This window comes from Cupriavidus sp. IK-TO18, from assembly GCF_015549295.1.
In the GTDB taxonomy this organism is placed as follows: Bacteria; Pseudomonadota; Gammaproteobacteria; order Burkholderiales; family Burkholderiaceae; genus Cupriavidus; species Cupriavidus oxalaticus_A.
Map to the genome: position 1 here is coordinate 1 of NZ_JADGMP010000056.1, position 21,715 is coordinate 21,715.

Annotated in this window: 16 protein-coding genes and 2 pseudogenes; 7 read left to right on the plus strand and 11 right to left on the minus strand. The window is 56.0% G+C overall.

All coding sequences use genetic code 11. The features are described 5' to 3' along the window. Window positions 1-202: 202 nt before the first annotated feature. From IPF36_RS33040 to IPF36_RS33050, 3 genes are all read right to left on the minus strand, one after another. Window positions 203-1,237 carry a porin gene (locus tag IPF36_RS33040; protein ID WP_195432170.1) on the minus strand — a complete coding sequence of 345 codons (1,035 nt, stop codon included), beginning with the start codon at window positions 1,235-1,237 and terminating at the stop codon, window positions 203-205. Between the two features lie 271 nt (window positions 1,238-1,508). Beyond that, a complete protein-coding gene (locus IPF36_RS33045) occupies window positions 1,509-4,931 on the minus strand; it encodes a molybdopterin-dependent oxidoreductase (RefSeq protein ID WP_195432172.1) in 3,423 nt (1,140 codons plus the stop codon). 43 nt (window positions 4,932-4,974) lie between these two features. Further along, window positions 4,975-6,207 (minus strand): MFS transporter, encoded by a 1,233-nt coding sequence (locus tag IPF36_RS33050; protein ID WP_195432173.1) that lies wholly within the window; start codon window positions 6,205-6,207, stop codon window positions 4,975-4,977. A 316-nt stretch (window positions 6,208-6,523) separates the two neighbouring features. Between IPF36_RS33050 and IPF36_RS33055 the strand changes: the two genes are divergently transcribed. From IPF36_RS33055 to IPF36_RS33070, 4 genes and pseudogenes are all read left to right on the plus strand, one after another. After that, the gene (locus IPF36_RS33055; protein ID WP_255519985.1) at window positions 6,524-7,450 is read left to right on the plus strand and encodes a LysR family transcriptional regulator; all 927 of its coding nucleotides are present in this window, start codon (window positions 6,524-6,526) and stop codon (window positions 7,448-7,450) included. A gap of 208 nt (window positions 7,451-7,658) precedes the next feature. Then, window positions 7,659-7,886, plus strand: coding sequence for a plasmid pRiA4b ORF-3 family protein (locus IPF36_RS33060; RefSeq protein WP_195432175.1), 228 nt, complete (start codon window positions 7,659-7,661; stop codon window positions 7,884-7,886). Between the two features lie 62 nt (window positions 7,887-7,948). Continuing rightward, window positions 7,949-8,200, plus strand: coding sequence for a hypothetical protein (locus tag IPF36_RS35195; protein ID WP_195432176.1), 252 nt, complete (start codon window positions 7,949-7,951; stop codon window positions 8,198-8,200). Window positions 8,201-8,301: 101 nt separating this feature from the next. Beyond that, window positions 8,302-9,698, plus strand: a pseudogene (locus IPF36_RS33070) (ISKra4 family transposase). A gap of 73 nt (window positions 9,699-9,771) precedes the next feature. On the opposite strand, the gene IPF36_RS33075 reads toward IPF36_RS33070, so the two are convergent. From IPF36_RS33075 to IPF36_RS33110, 8 genes and pseudogenes are all read right to left on the minus strand, one after another. Beyond that, window positions 9,772-10,032, minus strand: a complete 261-nt coding sequence (locus IPF36_RS33075; protein WP_195432177.1) for a transposase — start codon at window positions 10,030-10,032, stop codon at window positions 9,772-9,774. A 103-nt stretch (window positions 10,033-10,135) separates the two neighbouring features. After that, a pseudogene (locus IPF36_RS33080) lies at window positions 10,136-10,253 on the minus strand (TetR/AcrR family transcriptional regulator); the annotation flags it as partial. Between the two features lie 7 nt (window positions 10,254-10,260). Further along, window positions 10,261-11,589: an IS4 family transposase gene (locus IPF36_RS33085; RefSeq protein WP_195432178.1), complete on the minus strand. Its 1,329-nt coding sequence runs from the start codon at window positions 11,587-11,589 to the stop codon at window positions 10,261-10,263. 295 nt (window positions 11,590-11,884) lie between these two features. Further along, on the minus strand, window positions 11,885-12,910 hold the full coding sequence (locus IPF36_RS33090; protein ID WP_195432180.1) for an IS110 family transposase: 1,026 nt from the start codon (window positions 12,908-12,910) through the stop codon (window positions 11,885-11,887). 94 nt (window positions 12,911-13,004) lie between these two features. Continuing rightward, window positions 13,005-13,628 (minus strand): TetR/AcrR family transcriptional regulator, encoded by a 624-nt coding sequence (locus tag IPF36_RS33095; RefSeq protein WP_195432182.1) that lies wholly within the window; start codon window positions 13,626-13,628, stop codon window positions 13,005-13,007. Between the two features lie 92 nt (window positions 13,629-13,720). Beyond that, the gene (locus IPF36_RS33100) at window positions 13,721-15,070 is read right to left on the minus strand and encodes a restriction endonuclease subunit S (protein WP_195432184.1); all 1,350 of its coding nucleotides are present in this window, start codon (window positions 15,068-15,070) and stop codon (window positions 13,721-13,723) included. Next, complete coding sequence (locus IPF36_RS33105; protein ID WP_368671214.1) at window positions 15,067-16,908, minus strand: N-6 DNA methylase; 1,842 nt, start codon at window positions 16,906-16,908, stop codon at window positions 15,067-15,069. Before IPF36_RS33105 ends, IPF36_RS33100 begins: the two co-directional genes overlap by 4 nt. Before the next feature lie 480 nt (window positions 16,909-17,388). Further along, window positions 17,389-18,096 (minus strand): helix-turn-helix domain-containing protein, encoded by a 708-nt coding sequence (locus tag IPF36_RS33110; protein ID WP_195432187.1) that lies wholly within the window; start codon window positions 18,094-18,096, stop codon window positions 17,389-17,391. Between the two features lie 443 nt (window positions 18,097-18,539). Between IPF36_RS33110 and dctP the strand changes: the two genes are divergently transcribed. Genes dctP through IPF36_RS33125 form a run of 3 tightly spaced genes read left to right on the plus strand, consistent with a single transcriptional unit; the run spans window position 18,540 to window position 21,585 of the window. Next, window positions 18,540-19,745 carry a TRAP transporter substrate-binding protein DctP gene (dctP, locus tag IPF36_RS33115; protein WP_195432189.1) on the plus strand — a complete coding sequence of 402 codons (1,206 nt, stop codon included), beginning with the start codon at window positions 18,540-18,542 and terminating at the stop codon, window positions 19,743-19,745. Then, window positions 19,742-20,287, plus strand: coding sequence for a TRAP transporter small permease (locus tag IPF36_RS33120; RefSeq protein ID WP_195432191.1), 546 nt, complete (start codon window positions 19,742-19,744; stop codon window positions 20,285-20,287). Before dctP ends, IPF36_RS33120 begins: the two co-directional genes overlap by 4 nt. After that, window positions 20,284-21,585, plus strand: coding sequence for a TRAP transporter large permease (locus IPF36_RS33125; protein ID WP_195432192.1), 1,302 nt, complete (start codon window positions 20,284-20,286; stop codon window positions 21,583-21,585). Before IPF36_RS33120 ends, IPF36_RS33125 begins: the two co-directional genes overlap by 4 nt. The last annotated feature ends 130 nt before the right edge of the window (window positions 21,586-21,715 follow it).

Below are 21,715 nucleotides of genomic sequence, written 5' to 3' on the forward strand. Positions count from 1 at the left end.
CCCGCACCAAACTTGGGTTCGCAAACCGTCGTAAATTGCACCAAAATCAAAGCCACCCCCTCCGTCACCGCGGCCACCGCCCGCGCCGCCCGCCGGTGGTTTGCTACCGCAACTCCGCGGGACAGCGCTGGGACGGGACCGGCGAGATGCCGGACCAACCTGGAAAAACTCCACACTCTGCCGGCATGCCCCTTGGAGGACTCTAGAACTTATGTCGGATTCCGATCCCAGCGCTTGTGCCGCTCCCCTTATCACTTAGCTTGTCGTAAAGAACGTTGACGTATCCATCAGTGCGCTTGGAGAACGAGTAGAGATACCCCAAGCCGATATCCCGCCGCCATGTGCCCGCTTGCCCGTCGGCACGAATGTTGGTCTGAACGGCGGCCGCCATTACCCGGCCTGGACCAGCCGGGATTGTGGTCCCGATGTGAAAGGTATCGGTACGGAACCTCGCACCGCCGCTGGCTCGCGTTCCAACGTATTCGAGGAATGCCTTTGCCCACTGGAAGTCGTACGCTGCGGCCCCAACACACACGCTTTGGGCCCAACTCCCCGTCGGAAAACCTGGGCCTACTCGTGTCCGTTGATAGGCCGCTGTCGCAGTGAGTGGCTTCCTGTCCAAAAACAGCATGGCTACCGCATTGTTGCTGGAGTTCGTGCCAGCAGCCTCTCCCAGACCGTAGACAAAGCGGCCGGATAATCCACCAACCTCCGGCGTGTAGTACCCGATTGCATTATTCCAACCAGTATCGCCAGCGATATAACGGCCGTACTGGGGCGCCCAGAGTGGATTAAGAATAGGGGAGAATTTAGTTGATCCGCCGAATGCGTCAAACTGCGACGTGGCGAGAAACATTGGATTGGACAGTCGTCCTAGTCGAACTTCACCGAGCCTGCCCTCTAGACCAACATAAGCGTTGCGAGAATGCAGCGTGTCGGTTGCCAACCGGCCTGCGGTCCCCGTGTCGGTGAAGAAGTATCCTTCCAGGCGAAAATTAGCTTTTAGGCCGTTTCCCAGATCCTCTGCGCCGGTCATTCCCCAGAACGCAGTAGACATGCCTCCACTTTGGATGCCGACCACGTTACCGGCTTCGCCGCTGGCCTTGGTAGAGGCGAGATATGAGTCGACGATCCCGTAGAGTTCGACGGCATTAGCTGGGCTACTGAAGGAAGCTAGGCAGGTCACAAGGGCCGCAGCCTGGATGAGCGCCTGAGGGCGTCCTGGATGGTGAAGCATTGTCTCCTCCGTGTATAGTGGGCTTTTCTATGGGCGAAAGCCACTAGCGGCCGGAAGCGGGTCCCGGACGCTGCTAGGTTATGAAATCAGGTGAAATGGCTCGGTAAGGGATTACCTTGCCAGGGGCTTAACAGTGGAAAGCGCGAGCTAGACGCCTCTATTGGCCGCCGCCCTGCTTGCGCCAAACAGCCAGCGCAAGCAGGGCGGCGGCCACTCGAACCTCGTTACCTGTCAAGCGTTTTTGGCGCGCAAATTTCGAGTTATCTTCACTTCAGGCATCTACAACCAAATCGCTAGTAGGAATTGCCTGACAGGCAAAACACATTCCTGGTTCCTCTGGTCCATCACCTGATAAATGAGCTACCGAACCGGCAATTACTCTTACTGAACAACTTTCACACTGCCCGACGCGACAGCCGCTCGCCAGGGGGATGCTGCTCTTTTCTCCAAGGGATAGAAGCGGTCCCGCGTCAGCAGACCATTCAACGATTTTGTTGGATCTCTTAAAATGCACCTGAAATCGCCGTATATCTTGGAGATTCGGGAGAGACGGCGATTTGAATGCTTCACTGAAAATGTCGAAGGGTGGTACGCCTCTATCAACTAACTGTTTCGTTAACGCGGTCATCATCGGCCCGGGGCCGCAGAAGTAAAATCGCGCCCTCGCTTGGATCAAATCGTCACTAACAGCATTGGCAGTAATTCTTCCGATCACCGAGCCGGCAGGATCCTCAGCAGATTTCTCATCGTAGTAGTTCACAACACTCAATGACGGCAGCTGTCGCTCGACTGCCGCGATTCTCTCGCGGAAAGCATGCGTTCGTCGATTTCGATTGGAATAGAAAAGATAGATCTCCGGAGCCGTAGTCTCGCGCACTACGCTCTCTAAGAATGATAAGAATGGCGTAATTCCAATGCCGCCTGCGAAGAGAACAAGAGGCCGCTTGGCACGCTTAGGGATAACGAACACGCCATTTGGCGCCTTGACAGAAACTCGGTCTCCAACTCTTAATCGTTTGTGAATATGTGACGAAACTAGGCCTTCGTGTTCAACGCCCTCAGTACTGATGCCGCGCGCGTGGCGCACGGAAATTGAATACGAATTACCACCATGCAGATCTGCAGGGCCGGTAAGCGAATAGGATCTCGTAACGTCCCCAAGACTGGGAAACTGACAAGTGATGTGCTGGCCCGGCAAAAAATGGGGAAGCGCTCCGCCGTCGGAAGCTTGCAATCGTACTGTGCGAACACCCTCCGCCTCTTCGCGAGTTTCGACAACTGCGAACTCACGGTAACCGCTCCAACGGCGCGGTCCGCATGTCTGATCTAGGATCACGTCACAGGCGACGGAACGCAGTGAAGACGATCCGCTTACAGGATCGAGCATTGCCCCGGACACCAGGTTGCTGAAGTTCGAATTTGCGTCACCTGACAAAGGCAAAGCGTCGAGCCCTAAATCCTCGCACGCTTGCCACCATCCAAATTCGGCGACCAACACGTCGAATGCTAGTTCCGGAAGAACTTTTGCTTTGAATCGCGCGTTGCCTGCTTCCGTTTCCACGCGCACCCAATCACCGTCTTCGATTCCTTTGTGACGCGACAGCGCTGCACTGATCTCCACTATAGGAAACGGCGATCTCTTCCGAAGAGAAGCCAGGTTCCTATGCTGACTGTGGCAGTAATAGCCGTTCTTCGCGGAGCTGAGCAGGTAGGGATAGGCAGAGTTGGGGGCGCAACCAGAGCCTTGCGCTGCAGATCGATACACGGGGACGGCGTCATAGCCAGCCGTCAGCAGCGCTTCAGAATAAAGCTCGACTCGTCCCGAAGGCGTTGCAAATCCTTGAAAACCGCCGGTGCCATTTGTCGCGGCATACTTCCGCTCCGTTTGCCGGATCGGCAATCGCATCCCTCCCGCTCGGGCCCTCAATTCCGCAACGTCTATTCCCAGCGGTTCCAAGATATGATTCCACCCAGCTACGACGTCGCCGTTGAAAAACGCGCTGTCAAAGCCTAGCCGGACAGCAAGATCAAAGATAATCTGGTAATCTGGCTTTGATTCACCGCGCGGCGTGATAAGCCGCGGTCGCACCTGCACGTGTTCGACTGAATCCTCGTTTATTTCGAAACCTACCCGCAAAGCCTCTCGCTCCGCGAGACTACAGGATGGCAGTAATATGTCCGCGTTGTGCGATGCAGGCGTCTCGAACAAGTCACAATGGACATGAAACTCGAGAGACTTTAGTGCCTTTTCAAGCCTAGGCGGGTCCACATTCGAGGTGTGAGGAGAAAGCCCAAACGTCAGAAGCGCCCGGATCTTATAACCCTCCTCACCCAACAGAGAATTGCATAGACTAGGTATGCTTATCACACCCTTAGATGCCGGCCCGAGCGGCCGCGTACCTAATCCTAAAGCTTTTTTTTGCTGCTCTTTTGTGACGAATGAATGATAGTCTTCGACACGATTTACAGGGTGAGTTTTCAACACCCAATTCGCACCTTTTCGATCGAACGCACCAGTTAGCGCGTACAACGTAGCAATCGCGCGCGCTGTTTGAGTCGCGTTTCCATGCTGGCCAACACCGGACCAGGCATAATGAGAAATTCGTTGTCCGCGTCGTAAAAGCTGTGCAGCTTCCAGAATATAATGTGCCGGTATGCCGGTGAGTCCTTCCACAAACTCAGGAGTGTACGGGGCCACGGCACGTCGGAAATGTTCAAACGCTGGACTGCAGTTGACTTTTAACCTTTCTTTTCCAAAAGAGATGTTGACTGCGAAAACACCCTCAATCGCAGCCGACGTAGGCGTCAACCCAGGCGCAGACCCGGAAAATTCTACCCAACGATTCTCAAGATTCCAGATAGCGAAGCGATCCTCTAAGACGTCGGGGAAAAAGTCGCTTTCCCGTAAGAATTTACCGTTATCGCTACGGACAAGCAGCGGCGCATTTGACCACTGTCGGACAAAATCGACATCCATCGCTCCGCTGTCGATCATCGCCTTTGCTATGCCCATAGCAAGAGCCGCATCCGTTCCAGGACGCACCTGTAGCCACAAATCCGCTTGCCGAGCCAGTTGAGTCGGGCGAGGGTCGACAACAATCAATTTTGCGCCGGCACTTCTACCTTGACCGATAGCATCGGCTTGGGCGAGCCAAGTGTTGGTTGGATTATTTCCCCACAGGAGAATAACATCTGCGTTTCGATGATCTCCCGGAGGAGTAGGACATCCAAACGTTAATATATTCGCATCGTCTTTGTGCCAGTTGCAGATTTCAGTGGTTCCCAAAAAATTTGGTGTGCCGTAGATTTGAGAAAATCGTTTGACCCACTCAAAGCTGTCGCACATGGAGCCGCTTGGAGTAGTAGAACCAACAACCAATGCCTCGGCTCCGCTCTCAACGCGAATCTCATTCAATTTTTCGGAGATTAGCGTTAGAGCGCTGTCCCACGAAATTCTTTCCCACTCCGGAGACGGAGCACCTTTAGGAGTGGTTCTTCGCAATGGATAAAGCAACCGATCCGGATGGTGAGCAAGTTCGGGCGCTGCTCGTCCCTTCATACACACGGCTTTGCCGTTTGGATGGTTTGGATCGGCCCGCACTTTGACTAGCATGTCGTCCACAACGGTGTTGATTGTTCCGCATCTCGAGACGCAAATAGAGCAGAATCCGTGAATTTCCTTTGTTTCGCTCACTACAGATCCTCGATTAAAGTCCTTTCGGCGTCAGAAATTTACATCATTCGGGCTTTGACATGAGCTTCGGGCGTAGAAGCCCGCAAAGTAGCGCGCATACCGTCGCGAACAACGTAAGTTGAATAGTCCCTGCAGTTGACCAGTTGGTTCTATTCACGAGATATCCCATCAGATACCCGCCAAACGCAGACGTGGTGTAGAGGCAGGTGATAAATAAGCCCGTGGCACGCGCACCAAGTTCGGCCCGTACAGTTTTGATTTGAGAACTCCACAAGTTCACATAGACAACTCCAGTGTGTGCAAATCCCCAAATGAAGGAAAGTATTGCGTGGTCTGAAATACTTTGCGCTTGATTAAAAAGTAAAAATCCCGCGACCGCCAGGCCAATATAGCCGCCAGCAAGCATGGCGCGCTGGGGCATCCTGTCCCCCAGCCACCCGCCCACAGGTGCAAACAATCCGCCAAGGCCGAACATGCTCATGATGAAAGCAACATCTCCGCCCGAAAAATGCATCTGTTCACGCAGAAATGTCGAATAGAGGCCAAGATATCCGTAAAGGATCGGGCCAGTGATCAACGTGATGATCGATAAAACGACTGTGTTTCGGTTAAGCAGTTTGCTTGCGCCGCCGACCAATCGAACAGCAGTAGCGGCTTCCGCACGAGTTTCCGTGAATGACCGGCGGACGAAAACGGCAATCACGAACATCATTGCGAATCCAGCAATGCCAAACGCGAAGAAAGCGCCTTGCCAACCGCCATACGCTGAAACCGCCGAAGCTGCCAAGAGCGGGCCTGCAAAGTTTCCTAGGCCGAACGCAACTTGCGTAGTGGCGATAGCAAGAGCTCGATGTTGGACAAAGTATGCGGTAGCAATTGTGGTAATCGCCATCTGTTGCATTGTTTCACCTACGCCGGTTGCGGTTCGGTAGACCAGCATGTCCAGATAGCCGAATGCCAAAGCAATCAGTAAAGTGCCAGTCGAAAATATTAGCGCCCCAACCTGGAGGACGGTTTTGCGCGAGTAACGTGATAGGAGGTAGCCCGTCGGCCACCCCGCTACGGCCATACCAAGAGTAAAAATAGTCGCGATGAACCCAGAGTCGGCTACGCTGAAGCCGTAGACTTTACGGATATCAGAGGCCAGCAACGGAAATACCATTCGATCCATCGCATTCACTGCATAGGAAAGAAGAATTACTCCGAACATGAACAAAATGGGTAGCGAGGTGGCAGATTTTGCTGCCGGCATATTTGTTTTAGCGAGTGTAGTCATGTATATTTTTGTATTGAGGCAATCGTCCGTTGTTGGAAGCGGTCCAAGGTAAGCTTATTGCGGGTCATCGCTGAGTGCGGAAATGTCTGCGGCGCCAGTCCTTTGGATCGATAGGGAACTCCCAAATTAGAGCCGCTTGAACGGGTGGAACCGGAGGCTCGTAGAGTGTAGAAGCTTGGCAGACTGCGGCACAGCGCAAAATTTCGCTCGAGGTGAGTCCAAAAGCGCAGCGGCGGTGGGAGCGGTCCGGCGGGCATGTGCAACTTCCTACTCAAAACACGTGGAAACTATCTTTCAAGCGAGGACAATCCGGTTGATGCACATTCACTCAAGGTCGCTGTTGAACTTCGAGGAGATCAGGAAGGCCGGCAGCATCCGCGAAGCTGCGCGGCGCCTGCACCTGTCATCTTCGGCGCTTAATAGGCAGTTGCTCGAGCTCGAGAGCGAAATTGGAAGACCCTTGTTCGAGCGCCTTCCTGGCGGACTGAAAGTCACTCCAGAGGGCAAGGTGTTGTCCCAGCATGTCATTACGCTTATTCAAGATGCGCAACGCATGGAAGGGGAGCTAGGCGCCCTGCGCGGCGTCAGTCAAGGCGCTGTAGATGTACTCACGGTTGAGTCCCTAACTTCGGATTTCATACCGCAAATATTGCAAGGTATGAAGTCAGCGCATCCTGGTATAGATTTGACCGTCCGCACTACGACATCATCTGACGCGGTAAAACAGGTGACGCAAGGGCTATCGGACATAGCGATTTGTTTTGCTCGACATACTGGGCCAGACGTGCATCCGGTGTCTGTCGCGCGCTTTGAGTTGGGCGCCGCGGTCGCGCCGTTCCATGACCTGGCAAGTTACCGCAATGTTTCACTTGAAGAGTGCTTAACCCACCCTTTGGTCCTCCCAACAGAGGAGATCTCCATATTCGAGGAAATTGGACCGTTGATCAGTGCCCGTGAATCCAGCATTGAAGTCTTTCTGCGAACCGACTCATTTGAATTGATGCGGAAGCTCGCGATACAGGGAAAATGCGTTGCACTGGTCAACAGATTCGGGATCGAAAACGAATTACTTGAAAAGAAACTTGTCTTTGTTCCCTTATCTGTACCTTTATCTTTCAAGCTCGGTATATACACTCGATCACATCGGGTTCTTCCGCATGCCGTCGATGCTTTCGCCTTAATCGCGGCGGCCGAACTCACGCGGCGCAGAGAACTGGATTTGGACGATCGTAGACGCCCGTAAGGAAGCTTTGTGGTGGTCTAATTTCCTCGATACGCCCGGCGAAACGGCGCGCGCGGAGCGTGTCGCCATCGCGCCCGCAGAAGGCATACCTGTTCTTTCCCGCAGACGAAGGGCGATCGTCACTACCGGACAGCCGAGACCGCGCCAAATCGGGGAGCAAGCGATAAGGCTTCTATTGAGAGGCCAATGAGGCACCTAGAATGCGCGCATGGCTTCCGATCCTGGACCGGCGATCTCCGTCCTTCAACTTCGAATTGCGCTGCGCGGCCTGAGCCCGCCGGTTTGGCGGCGCGTCCTCGTTCCCGAGCACTTGACGCTCGGACAATTGCACCATGTCATCCAAGTCGTCATGGGCTGGGCCGACGAACATCTGCACGAGTTCAGCATTCGTGGCAAGCGTTACGGCGAAGCTCTTGAGGGAATCTTGCAGTTCTGAACAGTCGCGAACGAACTGCCGCTCACCGCGTTTCATCTCCACGAACACGAAGGCTTTGCTATGTGTACGACTTCAACGCGTGGTGGCGACATGAGATACGGGTGGAGCGGCGTCTGCTGCGGCAATATACTGGTCGGCTGCCTTGTTGCGTGGCGGGCTTCGGGCCTTGCCCGCCAGAGGACATTGGCGGGATCGAGAGGTATGTGGAGGAAGGGAGGAACACGGTGAGTACGAGTTCCTTGACTGGCTCGAGTCGCTGCGCGAGGGTCCAATTGCACTGGAAGACTTACGCGATGAGGTCGACGGGTGGCTGACTTGGCTGGATTGTCGCTTTGACCGTCAGACCGTCAATGATCGGTTGCGAGAGTTCGAGAGGTAGACTGGTCGCCGCAGTTTCCACGGGAGGAGGGCGGCCATGCGTATCAGCTTGCAACTTGTAGTGCAGGACGATGGAGGGGCGCCAGCCACCGTCACCGAGATAGCCCAGTTCGAGAGAGATGGCCTAGATGTGGGCTCGCTGGGGCTGCATCTGGAGGAGGCGAAATCATTGCTTGGCCGGCTGCAGCGCACGATGGTCACGGCACAGGTTGCCGAGGCAATTGCCCGGACCAGCGTTTGTCCCACGTGCGGGGCGCAGCTGGCTTGCAAGGGCCACCATCACTTGGTTTTCCGTAGGCGTTTGGACGGCTGTCGATTGACAGTCCGAGGCTGTACCCCTGCCGGCAGTGCCAGGGCGACGCACCTAGCTTCAGTCCGGTCGCTAACTGCTTGCCTGAGCGGGTCAGTCCAGAACTGCAGTATCTCGAGGTGAAGTTTGCAGCGTTGATGTCGTATGGTCTGACCGTCAACGTCCTGCAGGAGGTATTGCCGCTCGATCACGTACTGGCAGCCAGCTCGATCCGGCGCCAGGTCACCAAGCTCGGTCGCCGGCTGGAATCGGAGCAGGCCACCGACGCGCGGCAGCAGGCGGAGGTGGCGGCGAGTGTCCGCTTGCCCGAGATCCCCGAGCCCAGTCCGGTCCGCGCGGTCGGCATTGACGGAGGCTACCTTCGGCGGGCCGGACACCGGCGCCGCCAGGACGGCTGGTTTGAAGTGATTGTCGGGAAGTCCCTGCGGGATCAGGATGGCGGGCATAGTTTTGCCTACGTGCACAAGCTGGAGCACCGACCGGCCGATCGCATGTGGAACTTCCTGCTACGAGAAGGTGTGCAACCCAGTCAGCCGGTCACCTTCCTGTCGGACGGCGGGGATACCGTACGGTTTGCCCAACTCGGCTTTGGTGACCGCGGTGAGTACGTCCTCGATTGGTTCCACATCGCCATGCGGATACAGAACCTCGAACAGATGATCAGGGGCCGGCCGGCACACTGCGACGGCCCCAGCAACGCGGCATTGATCAAGGCGCTGCATAGCGCCAAGTGGCACCTGTGGCACGGCTGCCCCTATCCGGCGTTGCGCCGACTGGAAAGCCTGGGCTGGGATCTGGAAGCTGAGGCCAGCCCGGAAGAGGCCAAACTTCTCGGCAAGCTCGAGGAGTTCATTGTCTACCTCGACAACAACCGGCACTTCATCGTGAACTATGGTGACCGCTATCGGCATGGGGAGCCCATTGCATCAGGTTTTGTCGAGTCGGCCGTCAACCAGGTGGTCAGCAAGCGATTCGTCAAACGGCAGCAGATGGCCTGGCGGCCTCGGCACGCCCACAACCTGCTGCAAATCCGGACAGCCGTGCTCAATAACCAGCTCCGGACTTACGTTGAACGATGGTATCCATCCATCGCCGGAGAAGAAGGCCACAGCCTGGCCGCTTAGTCAGCCCCCGGTTTGGCGCGGTCTCAACGGTCGGCGATTCGCCGAGGCGGGAGGCGACCATTCCATCTACAGTTCACGCAAACCAAGCCGCGGCTTTTGACAAGATCTCACGCTCCAATTCGAGCTGTTTGACCTTGCGGCGCAACCGCGTGAGTTCTTCGCGCTCGGCAGTGGTCAGCCCGTCGTGACGCGTCCCTGCGTCACGCTCGGCCAGGGCGACCCAGTGATAGATCGTCTGGGCGGTGGGTTCGAATTCCTTGGCCAGGTCTTCCGGCGTTCGGCCGGCATGGACCAGGTCAACCATCTGTTGGCGGAAGGCCGCGGCATACGGCATGTGAGTTTGGACATGGTGGGCACCTCCTTCGGTTCAAGATAGGCGCTGTCCAAAAAAACGGGTCATCTCCAGTGCAACAGCACTCACCACACTTTACGGCAGCTCAGCTGCGCGTCTGCCGCAGCTTGCGCATTGCGGCTGGTGCACCGTTCAGGAAGATATCGACCTGCTGGCGCACAGCTATCTCGATGTCAGCTGGCACCTTCAGGCCATTTCCTTATACAGAAGTCATGACTCTTCCCGCAGTGCTTGAATGGTGAGCGCGGCGTCCATGGTTCGCTGCATGCCGATCCAGATCGTCTTAGCGCCGGGCTCGCCATCGCTCTTGCGCCCGAGGAACCCACCCAGGGAAGCAACCAACCGAATCATCTGATTGAGTGTGACTGGTGTCTTCGGGCGGGCCTTCTTGGCGAGCACATATGCCCCCCGAATCTCGTCGGCGTCGAAGAACAGGGACGCATCCAGATCCGGGCAGGTTCTGCCCAACCGCATCAACCGGGCAATGCGCCACGCCACCACCATGTACAGCGCCAAGGCCCGCTCCACACGGTCCATATGCGAGAGCTGTAGCGCTTCGACCTTGCAGCCGGTCTTCAGGACATGGAAGAACATCTCCACTTCCCATCGGGCTCGGTACCAGTCGACGAGCTCGATGACAGCATCGGCGTCCTGCGCTTCTCGGTTCGTCAACAGCCGCCAAACCACTGGCTTGACGCCTGTGGGCGCTCCGATCTCCCTGGCCTCTACACAGGTGAGCGCAGGGCCATCCAGACCGGGCAGCCTCATGCGTTTTGCGCGTAGCTCCTGTTTGACCTCGCGCGCTTTCTGGCCTGCACGCCCTGGCAAGATGAAGGTGATTTCCCCGAGTACCGGGCTGGCGTCGACGCTATCCCACAACTTACCGCCCTCAGCAAGATTGCGGTTGTGTTGGCTGCGGATCAGCCAGTCGGCCGGTTGGCCAAGTTCCTGGGCGCGCGCCATCAACTCGGCAATATCACCCTCGCGGTCCGTCACATACACCAGCCGTGTCTGGGGCAATAGCGCGGCTTGCTCCGCAACGCGTTCATACCCTTCAGTCCAGCGTACGCTTTCCTTGATCCCGCCGCGGTTGCCGTCGGCGTCCTTTGGTTCCCGAGCCCACATCCAGGCATCGATCACCCCCAGTGGTTCACGGTCAGGCGTCACCGCGTAGGTCGGGTGCAAAAACATGCCCCGCTGGGCTTCGTAGCTCAGCGGCCCCAGCCCCTCCATTTCCTGGCCATTAAAGTTCAGCTCGGTCGTATCAGCGATGCACAGCACCACCGGAAACTGCGCGACTCTTTCCGCCGTGCGCTCCCAATGCGGCTGCATCACGTCCCGCCAATCGATCTGCTCATTGCCGAGAAACCGATACGCCGCAATGGTTTGCGACCAGTCATCGCACGCACCGGGAATGCTCGCCGTAGGCAGGGCCGCAAACCGCTTGAGCAATTCCTTGGCCCGCCGATCCCGCCGCGGATCGCCAAGATCCAGACTCTCAAATTCCTCGTCCACCCATGCCCCCGACTCGTTGCCCATTGCTGCCCAAAATCCGAGAGTAAATCTATGGTCACCCCCGTTTTTGCAACCCTGACGTTGATGGGTGGTTGGGCTTGCCTAAATCTATCCGGCGTCACGGTTGAGGATCGCTCCTCGCGCCACGATGAGAATCGCGCCTGACAGTCCTAATAACGCGAGCAGCTTCGAGAGCTCGTTTACTCTCCAGGATGTCTGCCAGGCCGGTGTGCCGTTCATGTCATCAAATATCAGCAGTCGCAAAACCAGATGAGTTGACTTCGGTAATACTCCCCAAGGGTTGGATGGAGGGGAGCGGTCAGGCCGGCAATGCCGGCGATCGCTCGTCGAATCGAGTATGACGTGTCGCGAGTGCCCAGGCGACTCGCGCCAGCTTGTTGGCGAGGGCGCACGCCACGACATTCGGGTGTCTGCGGGTCAGCATGGAGCGCACCCATTCGGCCATTGGGCTCGCGTGTTTGTGCAATTGACGCATGAAGGCTCGCGCACATTGTACGAGCAGCCATCGAATATGTTTGTCGCCGCGCTTGCTGATGCCGAGCAAGTTGGACTTGCCGCCAGTGCTGTACTGGCGTGGTACGAGTCCGATCGAAGCGGCGAAGTCGCGGCTGCATCGGTACTGTTTGCCGTCTCCCATCTCCGCCGCGAGCACGCTGGCAGTGATGGGGCCAACGCCGGGAATGGTGAGCAGACGCTGGCCGAGATCGTCTTCGTCAAGTTGACGGTTCAAGTCCTTTTCAATCTCAGCAAGCTGCTGACCCAGGTACTTGATGTGCTTGTGCAGCCGCTCCAGGATTGCGATCAGGCGCGGTGGAAGTGCATGCTCGGCCAGCAGGGCGGGCAGGCGCTTGATGACGGCTTGCCCCTTGGGCAGACTGATCCCGAACTCGAGCAGAAATCCATGAATCTGGTTGGTTGAGCGCACCCGATCGCGAACGAGAGAGTCGCGGACCCGGTGCAAGGCCGCCAACGTTTGCTGCGATTCCGTCTTCGGCGCGACAAACCGCATGGACGGGCGCGATGCCGCCTCGCAGATCGCCTCGGCGTCGACGAAGTCGTTCTTGTTACTCTTGACAAAGGGCCGCACGAATTGCGGCGAGATGAGCTTGACCTGGTGCCCGAAGATTGCGAGTTTGCGGGCCATCTGATGGGCGCCAGCGCAAGCTTCCATGACCACCGTGCAGGCGTGTAACGCGGCGAAAAACTCGACCAGTTGCTTGCGGCTCAGCTTCTTGCGAAACACTGCTTTTCCGGCCTTGTTTTGGGCATGAAGGTGAAATACGTGCTTACCCAGATCAATTCCGACCAGCGTGATCTCTTCCATGGCACACCTCCGCGAAGAAATTTCCTGCAGCGTACTCCACTGCGAGGAGGGGGTGACCATCTCATTACGCGAGTCTGGCGAAGTTAACAACCCCTTACCTCGAAATTTCCGCAGCCTCAGACTCCATGCCCCGCTGCCGGGAGGGTCCTACTTCTGTATAAGGGGATGCCTTCAGGCCGTACACCCACTTACGGACGGCGAGATGGGATATCGACGAATGTAAGCTCCATATCATTTCGAGTTCGACGTCCTCCCTTGTTGCATCGTGTGGCTGCTCGATTCCGAGTTCGGCTCGCATTTCCGCCAGCACTGGCAGAAAGATTCGATTGCGCAGTTTACTGAAGTGCTTGTTGTTGATTCCACCCCGGGTCAGGCTCGCGAACATGAAAATTCGTATCCATTCTTTGCGCAGGATGACCGACGAGTAGTCGGCATAAAAGGCATACAATCGCTCAGCAAGCGGCATGGACCGGTCGGCAATCTGCCGCTCCCACACTGGGCGCCACTGTAAGACCTCATTATAGACACGCTCTATCAGCGCTTCTTTACTCTCGAAATAACGGTACAGCAGCGGTTGCGTCACACCGATCTGCTTGGCGAGTTCGCGTGTACTGCCTGAAAAGCCGCAGCGGGTGAAGTGCTCAATCGCCATGCTGACAATCTGCTGCTCCCTGTTTTCCGGGGTTAGCCGCCTGCCATTCTTCTCGGGCGTGTCCATTTTTTCCCCTGTTTATGTCGTTCCGTGTGTCCCTCTACGCGACAATTCCTTCGAGCCCGATTCCATCCCGGGCATGGTGACAGGATGATCCTTCATGCAGCCCTAGCCTCGTAAGCATCCTGGTCGGACGTGGCCCGCAGGTCGATCTTGCCTGTAACGGCAGCGCAAATCAGGGCGGATCTATGTTCCTTCTGCAGTCCGATGGCAAGCTGAGCTTTCGCAATAATGGTATTGAAGACAGTCAATCGATTTTCAAGAAAATTAATAATTTTCTCTTGTTCAGGGAGGCTTGGGTATGCAAATGACATTCTAGAAAGACGTGATACATAGATATGTCTTATAGTTGTGCCACCCGCTTCGTAATTCATCCGATCCTGATATGCCTTGCACTCTAGGGCGATTGCTATGAACGCTGGTAGAACCAGATTTTTGTTCAGGCGCAAAATTGCAATGGACTGATTAATGCAGGCTTCGCGACCGTCGTGCATGGCAACTCGTCCAAGGGTTCCGTCTTTTGTGAGAAGGATGTCCCCTTTGATTGGCTTGCTTCTCGGCGTAAGTAACGTGCCGTATGCTCCGAGCGATGTCCGCCTCGCAGTCTCGTACCGGATTTCTCCGTATCCGACGTCATTTGCGGTCAAGAGATAAGGGCCGTCGTCGGTCGTCGGCATTGGAGTTGTGAATCCATAGGAAACAAATTCACATAAACTTCCTATCTGAGACACATTCCAATCTACAGGCACATCAGGGAGCCACTCGACACCGCTCGCCTTCCTCGCCACGGAAGAATCCAATCCCCGGATGACAGCATGAGCTATTACCGCTTGGCGCTTCTCCTGCACCAGTTCGATCAGCTTTTCATGCTTCGCTATTAGCGAGTCGATCTTGGCAGTCTCACGATCAAGGAAGGCGGTGATGATAAATTGCTCGCTTATCGGCGGAACAGGGAGGCGTAGAGAGCAGATCGTCTCCTGGTTGATGTTTGGCTGTCCGCCGCCAGTTGAGAGTTGAACCATCTGCTCACGAAAGGCCTGAAACCAGTAGCTGACGAGGGGGACGTGAAAGATATCACTATCGCCTAACGCGCAACATGCCTGGTTCACGCATGCGGGCACTCCCAGAATTGCCACTCTGCCAATCGTGGTGCCATACATAGCAACCAGTAGAGTGCCCGGCGCGTAAGTCTGCAGTTCGGAGAACTTTGCAAGGGCAGCGGGACTTACCGACAACACGGTTTCTTGAATGACCTCTTCTCGGAGTTCGCCCGTCGTGACCCAGGGCGTACCGTCTCCATACCATTCCGCATCATTGGACGGGGGCGTCGTCCCGGTGCCAATTGTGCGAAAGGCATGCGCTATCTTCCAAACGTCCCAACTAGTCGGAATGTTACCCAGCCATTGCACGCCGGACGGCCTATTATGCGGATAGGGCTTGAGATTCACTCCGTCACCTCTCCCAAGAGAGCTAAGATCTCGCTCGTGACGGCCTTCAAATCTGCGTCAATGACCTCGAGCGGACGCGGCGGGACATACTGATAGAAGAAGCGGTGGAACGGGATCTCGTAGCAGACCTTGGTCTTGTTTTCGTCTATCCAGGCGTCCGGCACATGCGGGAGGACTTCCCGCTCAAAGTAGGCGTTGATGTTGTCCTTCAATGGTACGTCTTCGCGGTCACGAAGCTTGGCATCAGGCTTGGCATTACCCTTGCGGTCCTTCTTTATCTCACCTTTTTCATTGCGAATGGGACGCTCAACGGTGAGCGTGCTGTACCCAAAGTCTGCATTGTCAACGATACGGGACACCACCCAAGATTCCAATTTGCCACCGTCGGGTTCAAGAGGCAAAGCCGACTCAGCGAGCATCAGGCCTTCGGATACTACTGAGCCGCTGCAATCGGTCACTTTGAAGTACCGGAGTTCCTCGAAGCGACTGTGGATCTCGACAATAGTGCTGATGTGATTCTCGGCAAGCTGCTTGCGCTTGCTACCCATTGACCTGCGCATCTTCCGGTAGAACTGAGCGGCGTCAATGAGATGCACCTTGCCCTTACGTTCGACAGACTTCTTGTTCGTCAATATCCAAACGTAGGTGGAGATGGCGGTGTTGTAAAACATATCGCTCGGCAACGCCACGATGGCTTCGAGCCAGTCGTTTTCGATGATCCAGCGGCGAATTTCTGACTCGCCTGAACCTGCCCCACCTGTGAATAGCGGGGAACCACTTAGCACGACACCGATGCGGGACCCGCCCTGATCCCCAGCTTTGTCATAGGGCCGCATCTTCGAAAGCAGGTGCAGCACGAACAGCAGGCTGCCGTCCGACACTCGAGGCAATCCCGGTCCGAATCGGTTATCGTCGCCACGTTGCTCGTGTTCTTTGCGGACCTCTTTCTCGACCTTCTTCCAGTCCACACCGAACGGGGGATTGGAAAGCATGTAGTCGAAAACCCTGCCGGCATGGCAATCGTCGGAAAGCGTATTGCCGAAGGCGATGTTGCTCACGTCCTGGCCCCTGATTAGCATGTCTGCCCTGCAGATTGCGTAAGACTCGGAATTGAGCTCCTGTCCGTACATGACCAGACGAGCATCTGGGTTCAAGCTGGCAAAGTACTCCCCAGCGGTAGTAAGCATGCCTCCTACTCCTGCCGTCGGGTCATAAATGGTTCTGACAATGCCGGGCGTCTTCAGGGGCGCTACTTCAACGGTGAAGAGTAGCTCGACCATCAACCGGATCACTTCTCGTGGCGTATAGTGCTCGCCGGCGGTTTCGTCTGAGAGTTCTGCAAAGCGTCGTATCAGATCTTCGAATAGCAGGCCCATATCCGCGCTGGAAATGCGCTCCGGATTCAGATCGATACTGGCAAACTTTTGCACCACCAAATGCAACAGATTGCAGTCGTCTAGTTTCTCGATCTGCTTGAGGAAATCGTACCGCTCGAAGATGTCTCGTGAGTTCTCGGAGAAGGCGTTGACGTAGGCCGTCAGGTTGGCCTTGATGTGGACCGGGTCACTTTGGAGCTGGTCGACATCGAACGCCGAGACGTTGTAGAACGACTGCCCCGCCGTGCTCGTCAGAATCGGAGATAGCTCGATACCAAGCTTCTTCTTGGCATCGAATTCCTGTAGGGCGGCAGGCTTCGTCGCCTTCAGCGCGCAATCCATGCGTCGGAGCAGTGTGAACGGCAGGATAACCTTCCCGTACTCGGATCTTTTGTAATCCCCTCGTAGGAGGTCGGCGACGGACCAGATGAAGGAAGCAAGGTCGTTAGGGTTCTTCACCACGGCGGTCCTTGGGAAATTTTTAAGAGTTCGTATCCGTTGGGCCGGGCCGTGATGCAGTGACACAGCGTCTTCGGACAGCTTGCCGCGGAACGCGGTGGCAATAGATTGCGGTTACCGTGAAGCTCGACGGGTTCATGTGTTGTACCCCGAGCCTGTTCAAAAGTAGGGCGCACTAGCCGCTTTCGCGTCTGGCGCGATGGCACAAAGGGGAAGTTTGCTCGACAGAGCATGGGCACGGGGCGCCGCCCCGAGGAGGTGAAAACGCGCGTTCAGCGACGACGACTACCGGAGCAGTACTAGGTACTGCAATCATAACCGCCGCGGCCCGGCGTGCTTTGACACACGAAGAGCGCCCCGGCGAGCATATCCCACCGGTATCCGAGCCTCCTGCGAGCCTGAACCTGGCGCCGCACTTATGCCGTGCTCGAGCGGAGTGATGCACTGGCTATTGGACGAATCCGACCCGCTCCCGGGTTGAGGCTATGCTACCTTTTTCCTTGGCGCTCTTGCAGTTCGTGGCAGGGCGGCGGACTCCTTACGTCCCGTACGCCGCGTAATCAGCGCCTGAGATTCGCTAGTGCTCGTTCGCGCTGCCTCCAAGGGGCGAGTCATGACGATTAGCACTTCACTGCCCTTGCCACTATCGTCTACGTAAGCGTGCGGGATGCGACTATTAAACAAGGCGTTGTCACCCGACTTCAATATTTCCGTGGGGTGATCCTTGATGTGCAGGGCAAGTCGCCCTTTAAGCACATAGCAGAATTCGTCGCCCTCGTGACCGATCAATCCGCCGACTGCATTCAGGTCGGTCGCCGTCACTTTCATGATGAGGGTCTGAAGGGGGGCATGCTCATTTCGATGTAAGAACATGTAATCGATGCCCGACACTTCTGCCGCAGCACCTTCCCCTTGCCGGACAACGCTAACATCCGGAGGCCCCTGATCATCCGGTGATAGATCGGAGACTACATTTGTCCAGTCGCATTGCATCCCTTCCATCACACGCGCCAACACGCTAAATGTCGGGGACATCTTATTGTTCTCTATCCGAGAGAGAGTGGGTGCGGGAACGCCGGACAGTCGGCTTAGCTCCGACAGCGAAAGCTCCTTTGCCTCACGGATTCTTCGTAGCCGCTCGCCGAGCCTTTGGACGAGCGCCTTGTCATCAGTTTCCCTGGTCCAGCTCATACGTTTGTTTGTTGAAGCCACGATTCACTATGCTCCATAGTCAGTACAATGACGGTCATAGATCACCCGACACAAGCCTCAGTCATTCCCCGTCGGCTTCCTGGTTCTTGCGGATCCGGCATGATAGTACGGATCCGCAATGATGTCCACTGGCGTAAATCCGGGTAGGAGATACGGAACCGCATATTAATATTACGGAACGGTAACGGAACGTCGCCTGTACCGGTTACACTTGGCACACGGGCCGTCCTACCGCCAAAGTGGTTGCTCTGCAGCATGTGCAACTGCTATTACTACCTTACACCGTAACCCGCCTCTTGGATGAGGCCGTCAACTTCTGCCCCAAAGCAGGATGATCACTGGTAAAAGCTCTGCGGAATGTTACGGATCCGCAAGTTTTTGGTTCGGTTCCGTACTGAAACATTAACGTGGAGGAGACCTCTATGCACTCTCTCAAATCAAAGCGCGAGCAGTCTGCCCAGCAGAGGGCGGAATTACGCGGGCGCAGTCACATCGGCTCGTCGACAATGTTGAAGCTAGTCGCGGCGTGCACTCTCATGGTCCCCGTCCTTGCGCAAGCGGATCTGGCTCATGATTGGTTGGCGGCCAAGGACGTTAGCGCCTCGCATGCCGTCCGCTTTGCCGGTCCCAAAACCGAGCTTAAGTATGGGCATCCATCGCCTCCGGTCTCGCTCTTTGTGCCTCCGACACAAGCTGCAATCGCGCGTCTTGAGAAAATCACCAACGGAAAGCTGATTGTCCACGAGTATGGATCGGGAAGCTTGTTTGATGCAAAGGGCGGATTTAAGGCCGTGCGTAGTGGTGTTGGCGATTGGGGGACTTGTTACCCAACTTACGAGGGCAGAGGGATGCCGCTGTCTCGTGTCTGGGAACTTCCGTATGTGACACCATCCAATCCGATGGTGGCCGTCCGCATCGCACAAGAGCTTGCGCCCAAATACTTCGCACCGGAATTCAAGAAGCAGGGAACTGTTTGGGGTATGCACATGGCGTTCGCCCCAAGCAACCTTCTCAGCAAAAAGCCAATTCGATCAGTCCAAGACCTCGCTGGTCTCAAGGTCGCGGCTCAGGGATTCTCCCCCGAAGTGGCTAAAGCTCTAGGAATAGCGCTTGTAAACTTGCCGTATCCCGAACTCTACAGTGCCCTTCAGCAAGGTGTGATCGACGCAGTGTTCTGGATGGATGCGGGCTTCGTACCCTATCGGCTTGCCGAAGTCGCGAAGTACTACACGGCACTGGAGTTGACGGGAGGTGGCGCTTGGACTTGCTACAACCCCGAGTCATACAAGCACATGCCACGCGAGCTGCAGGAGGTCTTCTACCGCAGCCTCGAACCGTTCGCGATGGCGGCAACCCAAGTCACTCAGGTCGACTTCGCCAAGAAGGCCCAGGAGGCATACAAAAAGTTGGGCGTCGAGATCATTAAATTCTCACCTCAAGAACAGGTGAAGCTGCACACCATGCTTAAGCCAGTGGTTGAAGAATGGACGGTGAAGCTCGAAAAGCAAGGACTTCCCGCGAAGCAACTCTTGTCGGATATCGATCGCCTTTCTCGTAAATACGAGAAGCTTTCACCGGATGAGTTGATGCGTCTGAGCATTGAACAACCCGTTGCGGGGATTCAATGATGGAGAATCTCAATATTCCACCGGACAAAAGGAATGATTGGTGGACAGTCTGGGTGGAGCGACGGCTGGTCAACGGCCTACGCTGGCTTTCCGCCTTTTTTCTGGCCACTATCGCGGGAGTTGTTGCACTAGATGTATTCACCCGCTACTTTCTGAAGGCGCCGTTAAACTGGGCACAGGACGTCGCATCGCTCGCATTGCTTTTAGTATTCACTGCAGCCGTGCCAATTGCCACAGTGGACAACCAGCACGTCATGGCTGAAACGATGTACGAGAAGTTGCCCATGTGGTTGCAGCGGTTCTTCGAGCGATTCGGCATCCTTTCTGGCGTCGCCTTCATGGGAGTGCTCTCCTATTGGCAGTTCCATGAAACGGTAGAGATGTATGTGCGAGGTGACGGCGCCGATACGATCGACATTCTGTACTGGCCAATTTCCGGTGCCTTCACGGCCTTTGCAATCGTAACGACCATGGTTCTTCTTGTTCGAGTGTTTCGTGGTCAACCTCCTGCTATCGGCGAAAGCCAAGGAGAGCAATCATGACACTGGTTGAAATCGGCTATTTCGCAATGGCCGCCATGCTCGCACTCATTCTCCTGGGCGTACCAATCGGCTGGGCGATGGGTCTGGTATCGCTGGCGGGCGAGATATATCTCACTGGCTTCACGCCGGCTGCGGCTAAGCTGAGTCTGACCTTCTGGGAGAACGGTTCCCTGTACGTATTCATCGCATTGCCTCTGTTTCTACTGATGGGACAGCTTGCGTACCGAACAGGGATCACAGAGGACTTATTCGACTGTTTTCACAAATGGCTTGGCCATATGCCAGGCGGCCTTGCTGTCGCTTCGGTTGTATCGAATGCTGCTTACGGTGCCGTCACTGGCAATAGCGTGGCATCCGTTGCGACAATGGGTCCGATGGTTATGCCCCAATTTCGCAAGTACGGATACAACCTTTCACTTGCAACTGGAACGCTTGCGTCCGCGGGAACGTTGGCTGTTTTGGTGCCACCAAGCACGCTGATGGTGATCTACGGTGTCTGGACCGAAACGTCGATTGCTGACCTCTTCATTGCAGGTATCGTACCGTGCGTGGTGCTGACCATTACTTACTGCGTAGCGCTCGCAATTGCATGTCAAATCAAACCGGGACTTGGCCCCAAGGGACCAAAATATTCCTGGGGTGCACGGATCCGATCGCTTTCCCGCCTTGCGCCTACGGTTGCAATCATCGGAATCGTGCTGGGGGGCATCTACGGCGGTCTGATGACTCCTTCGGAGTCGGCTGCAGTCGGTGTGTTTGGTGTGCTGGCCATCGCGGCTGCCATGCGCCGCTTGACCTGGGGCGCAATTTCGAAGTCGCTGAAGGATGCTGTTCGAACGAGCGGGATGGTGTTTGTTATCGTGGTCACCGGTGTGACGTTCAGCCGGTTCTTGATGCACACCCATGTCACCGAGAATGCAATCGCCGTCATTAATGGATGGGGATTGGGTTCTACGACGTTGATGCTGGCGCTATTCGTTCTCTATTTCCTGCTCGGTGCTGCTCTGGACGCGCTGGGAATGATGATTTTGACGCTGCCCTTCGTTATGCCGCTGATAATTCATCTCGGCGTGGACAAGGTCTGGTTTGGCATCTTCCTCGGTGTAATGATGGAGTTGGCAGCCGTTAGTCCGCCGGTCGGTATTACCGTTGCTGTCATGCGCAGTGTGGCTCCAGACGTTTCAACAAGTGCCATCTTCCGCGGCTGCTATCCGTTTCTTGCTCTTACGATCTTGCTTGCTGCTCTCTTGATCGCTTGGCCTCAACTGGCTCTCTGGATGCCCGCCCAGATGCGTTAGTAGGAGCTTCGACTATCCGGTGCCGATCAAAGTCCGCTTCAGGGCTAGTGTCGGCTCGTTCGGTCTCCTGACCGTGCGAGCCGCGGCATAGGTAGAGAGTACTGTCATGCTAGACGAGACGTTGTGCCTT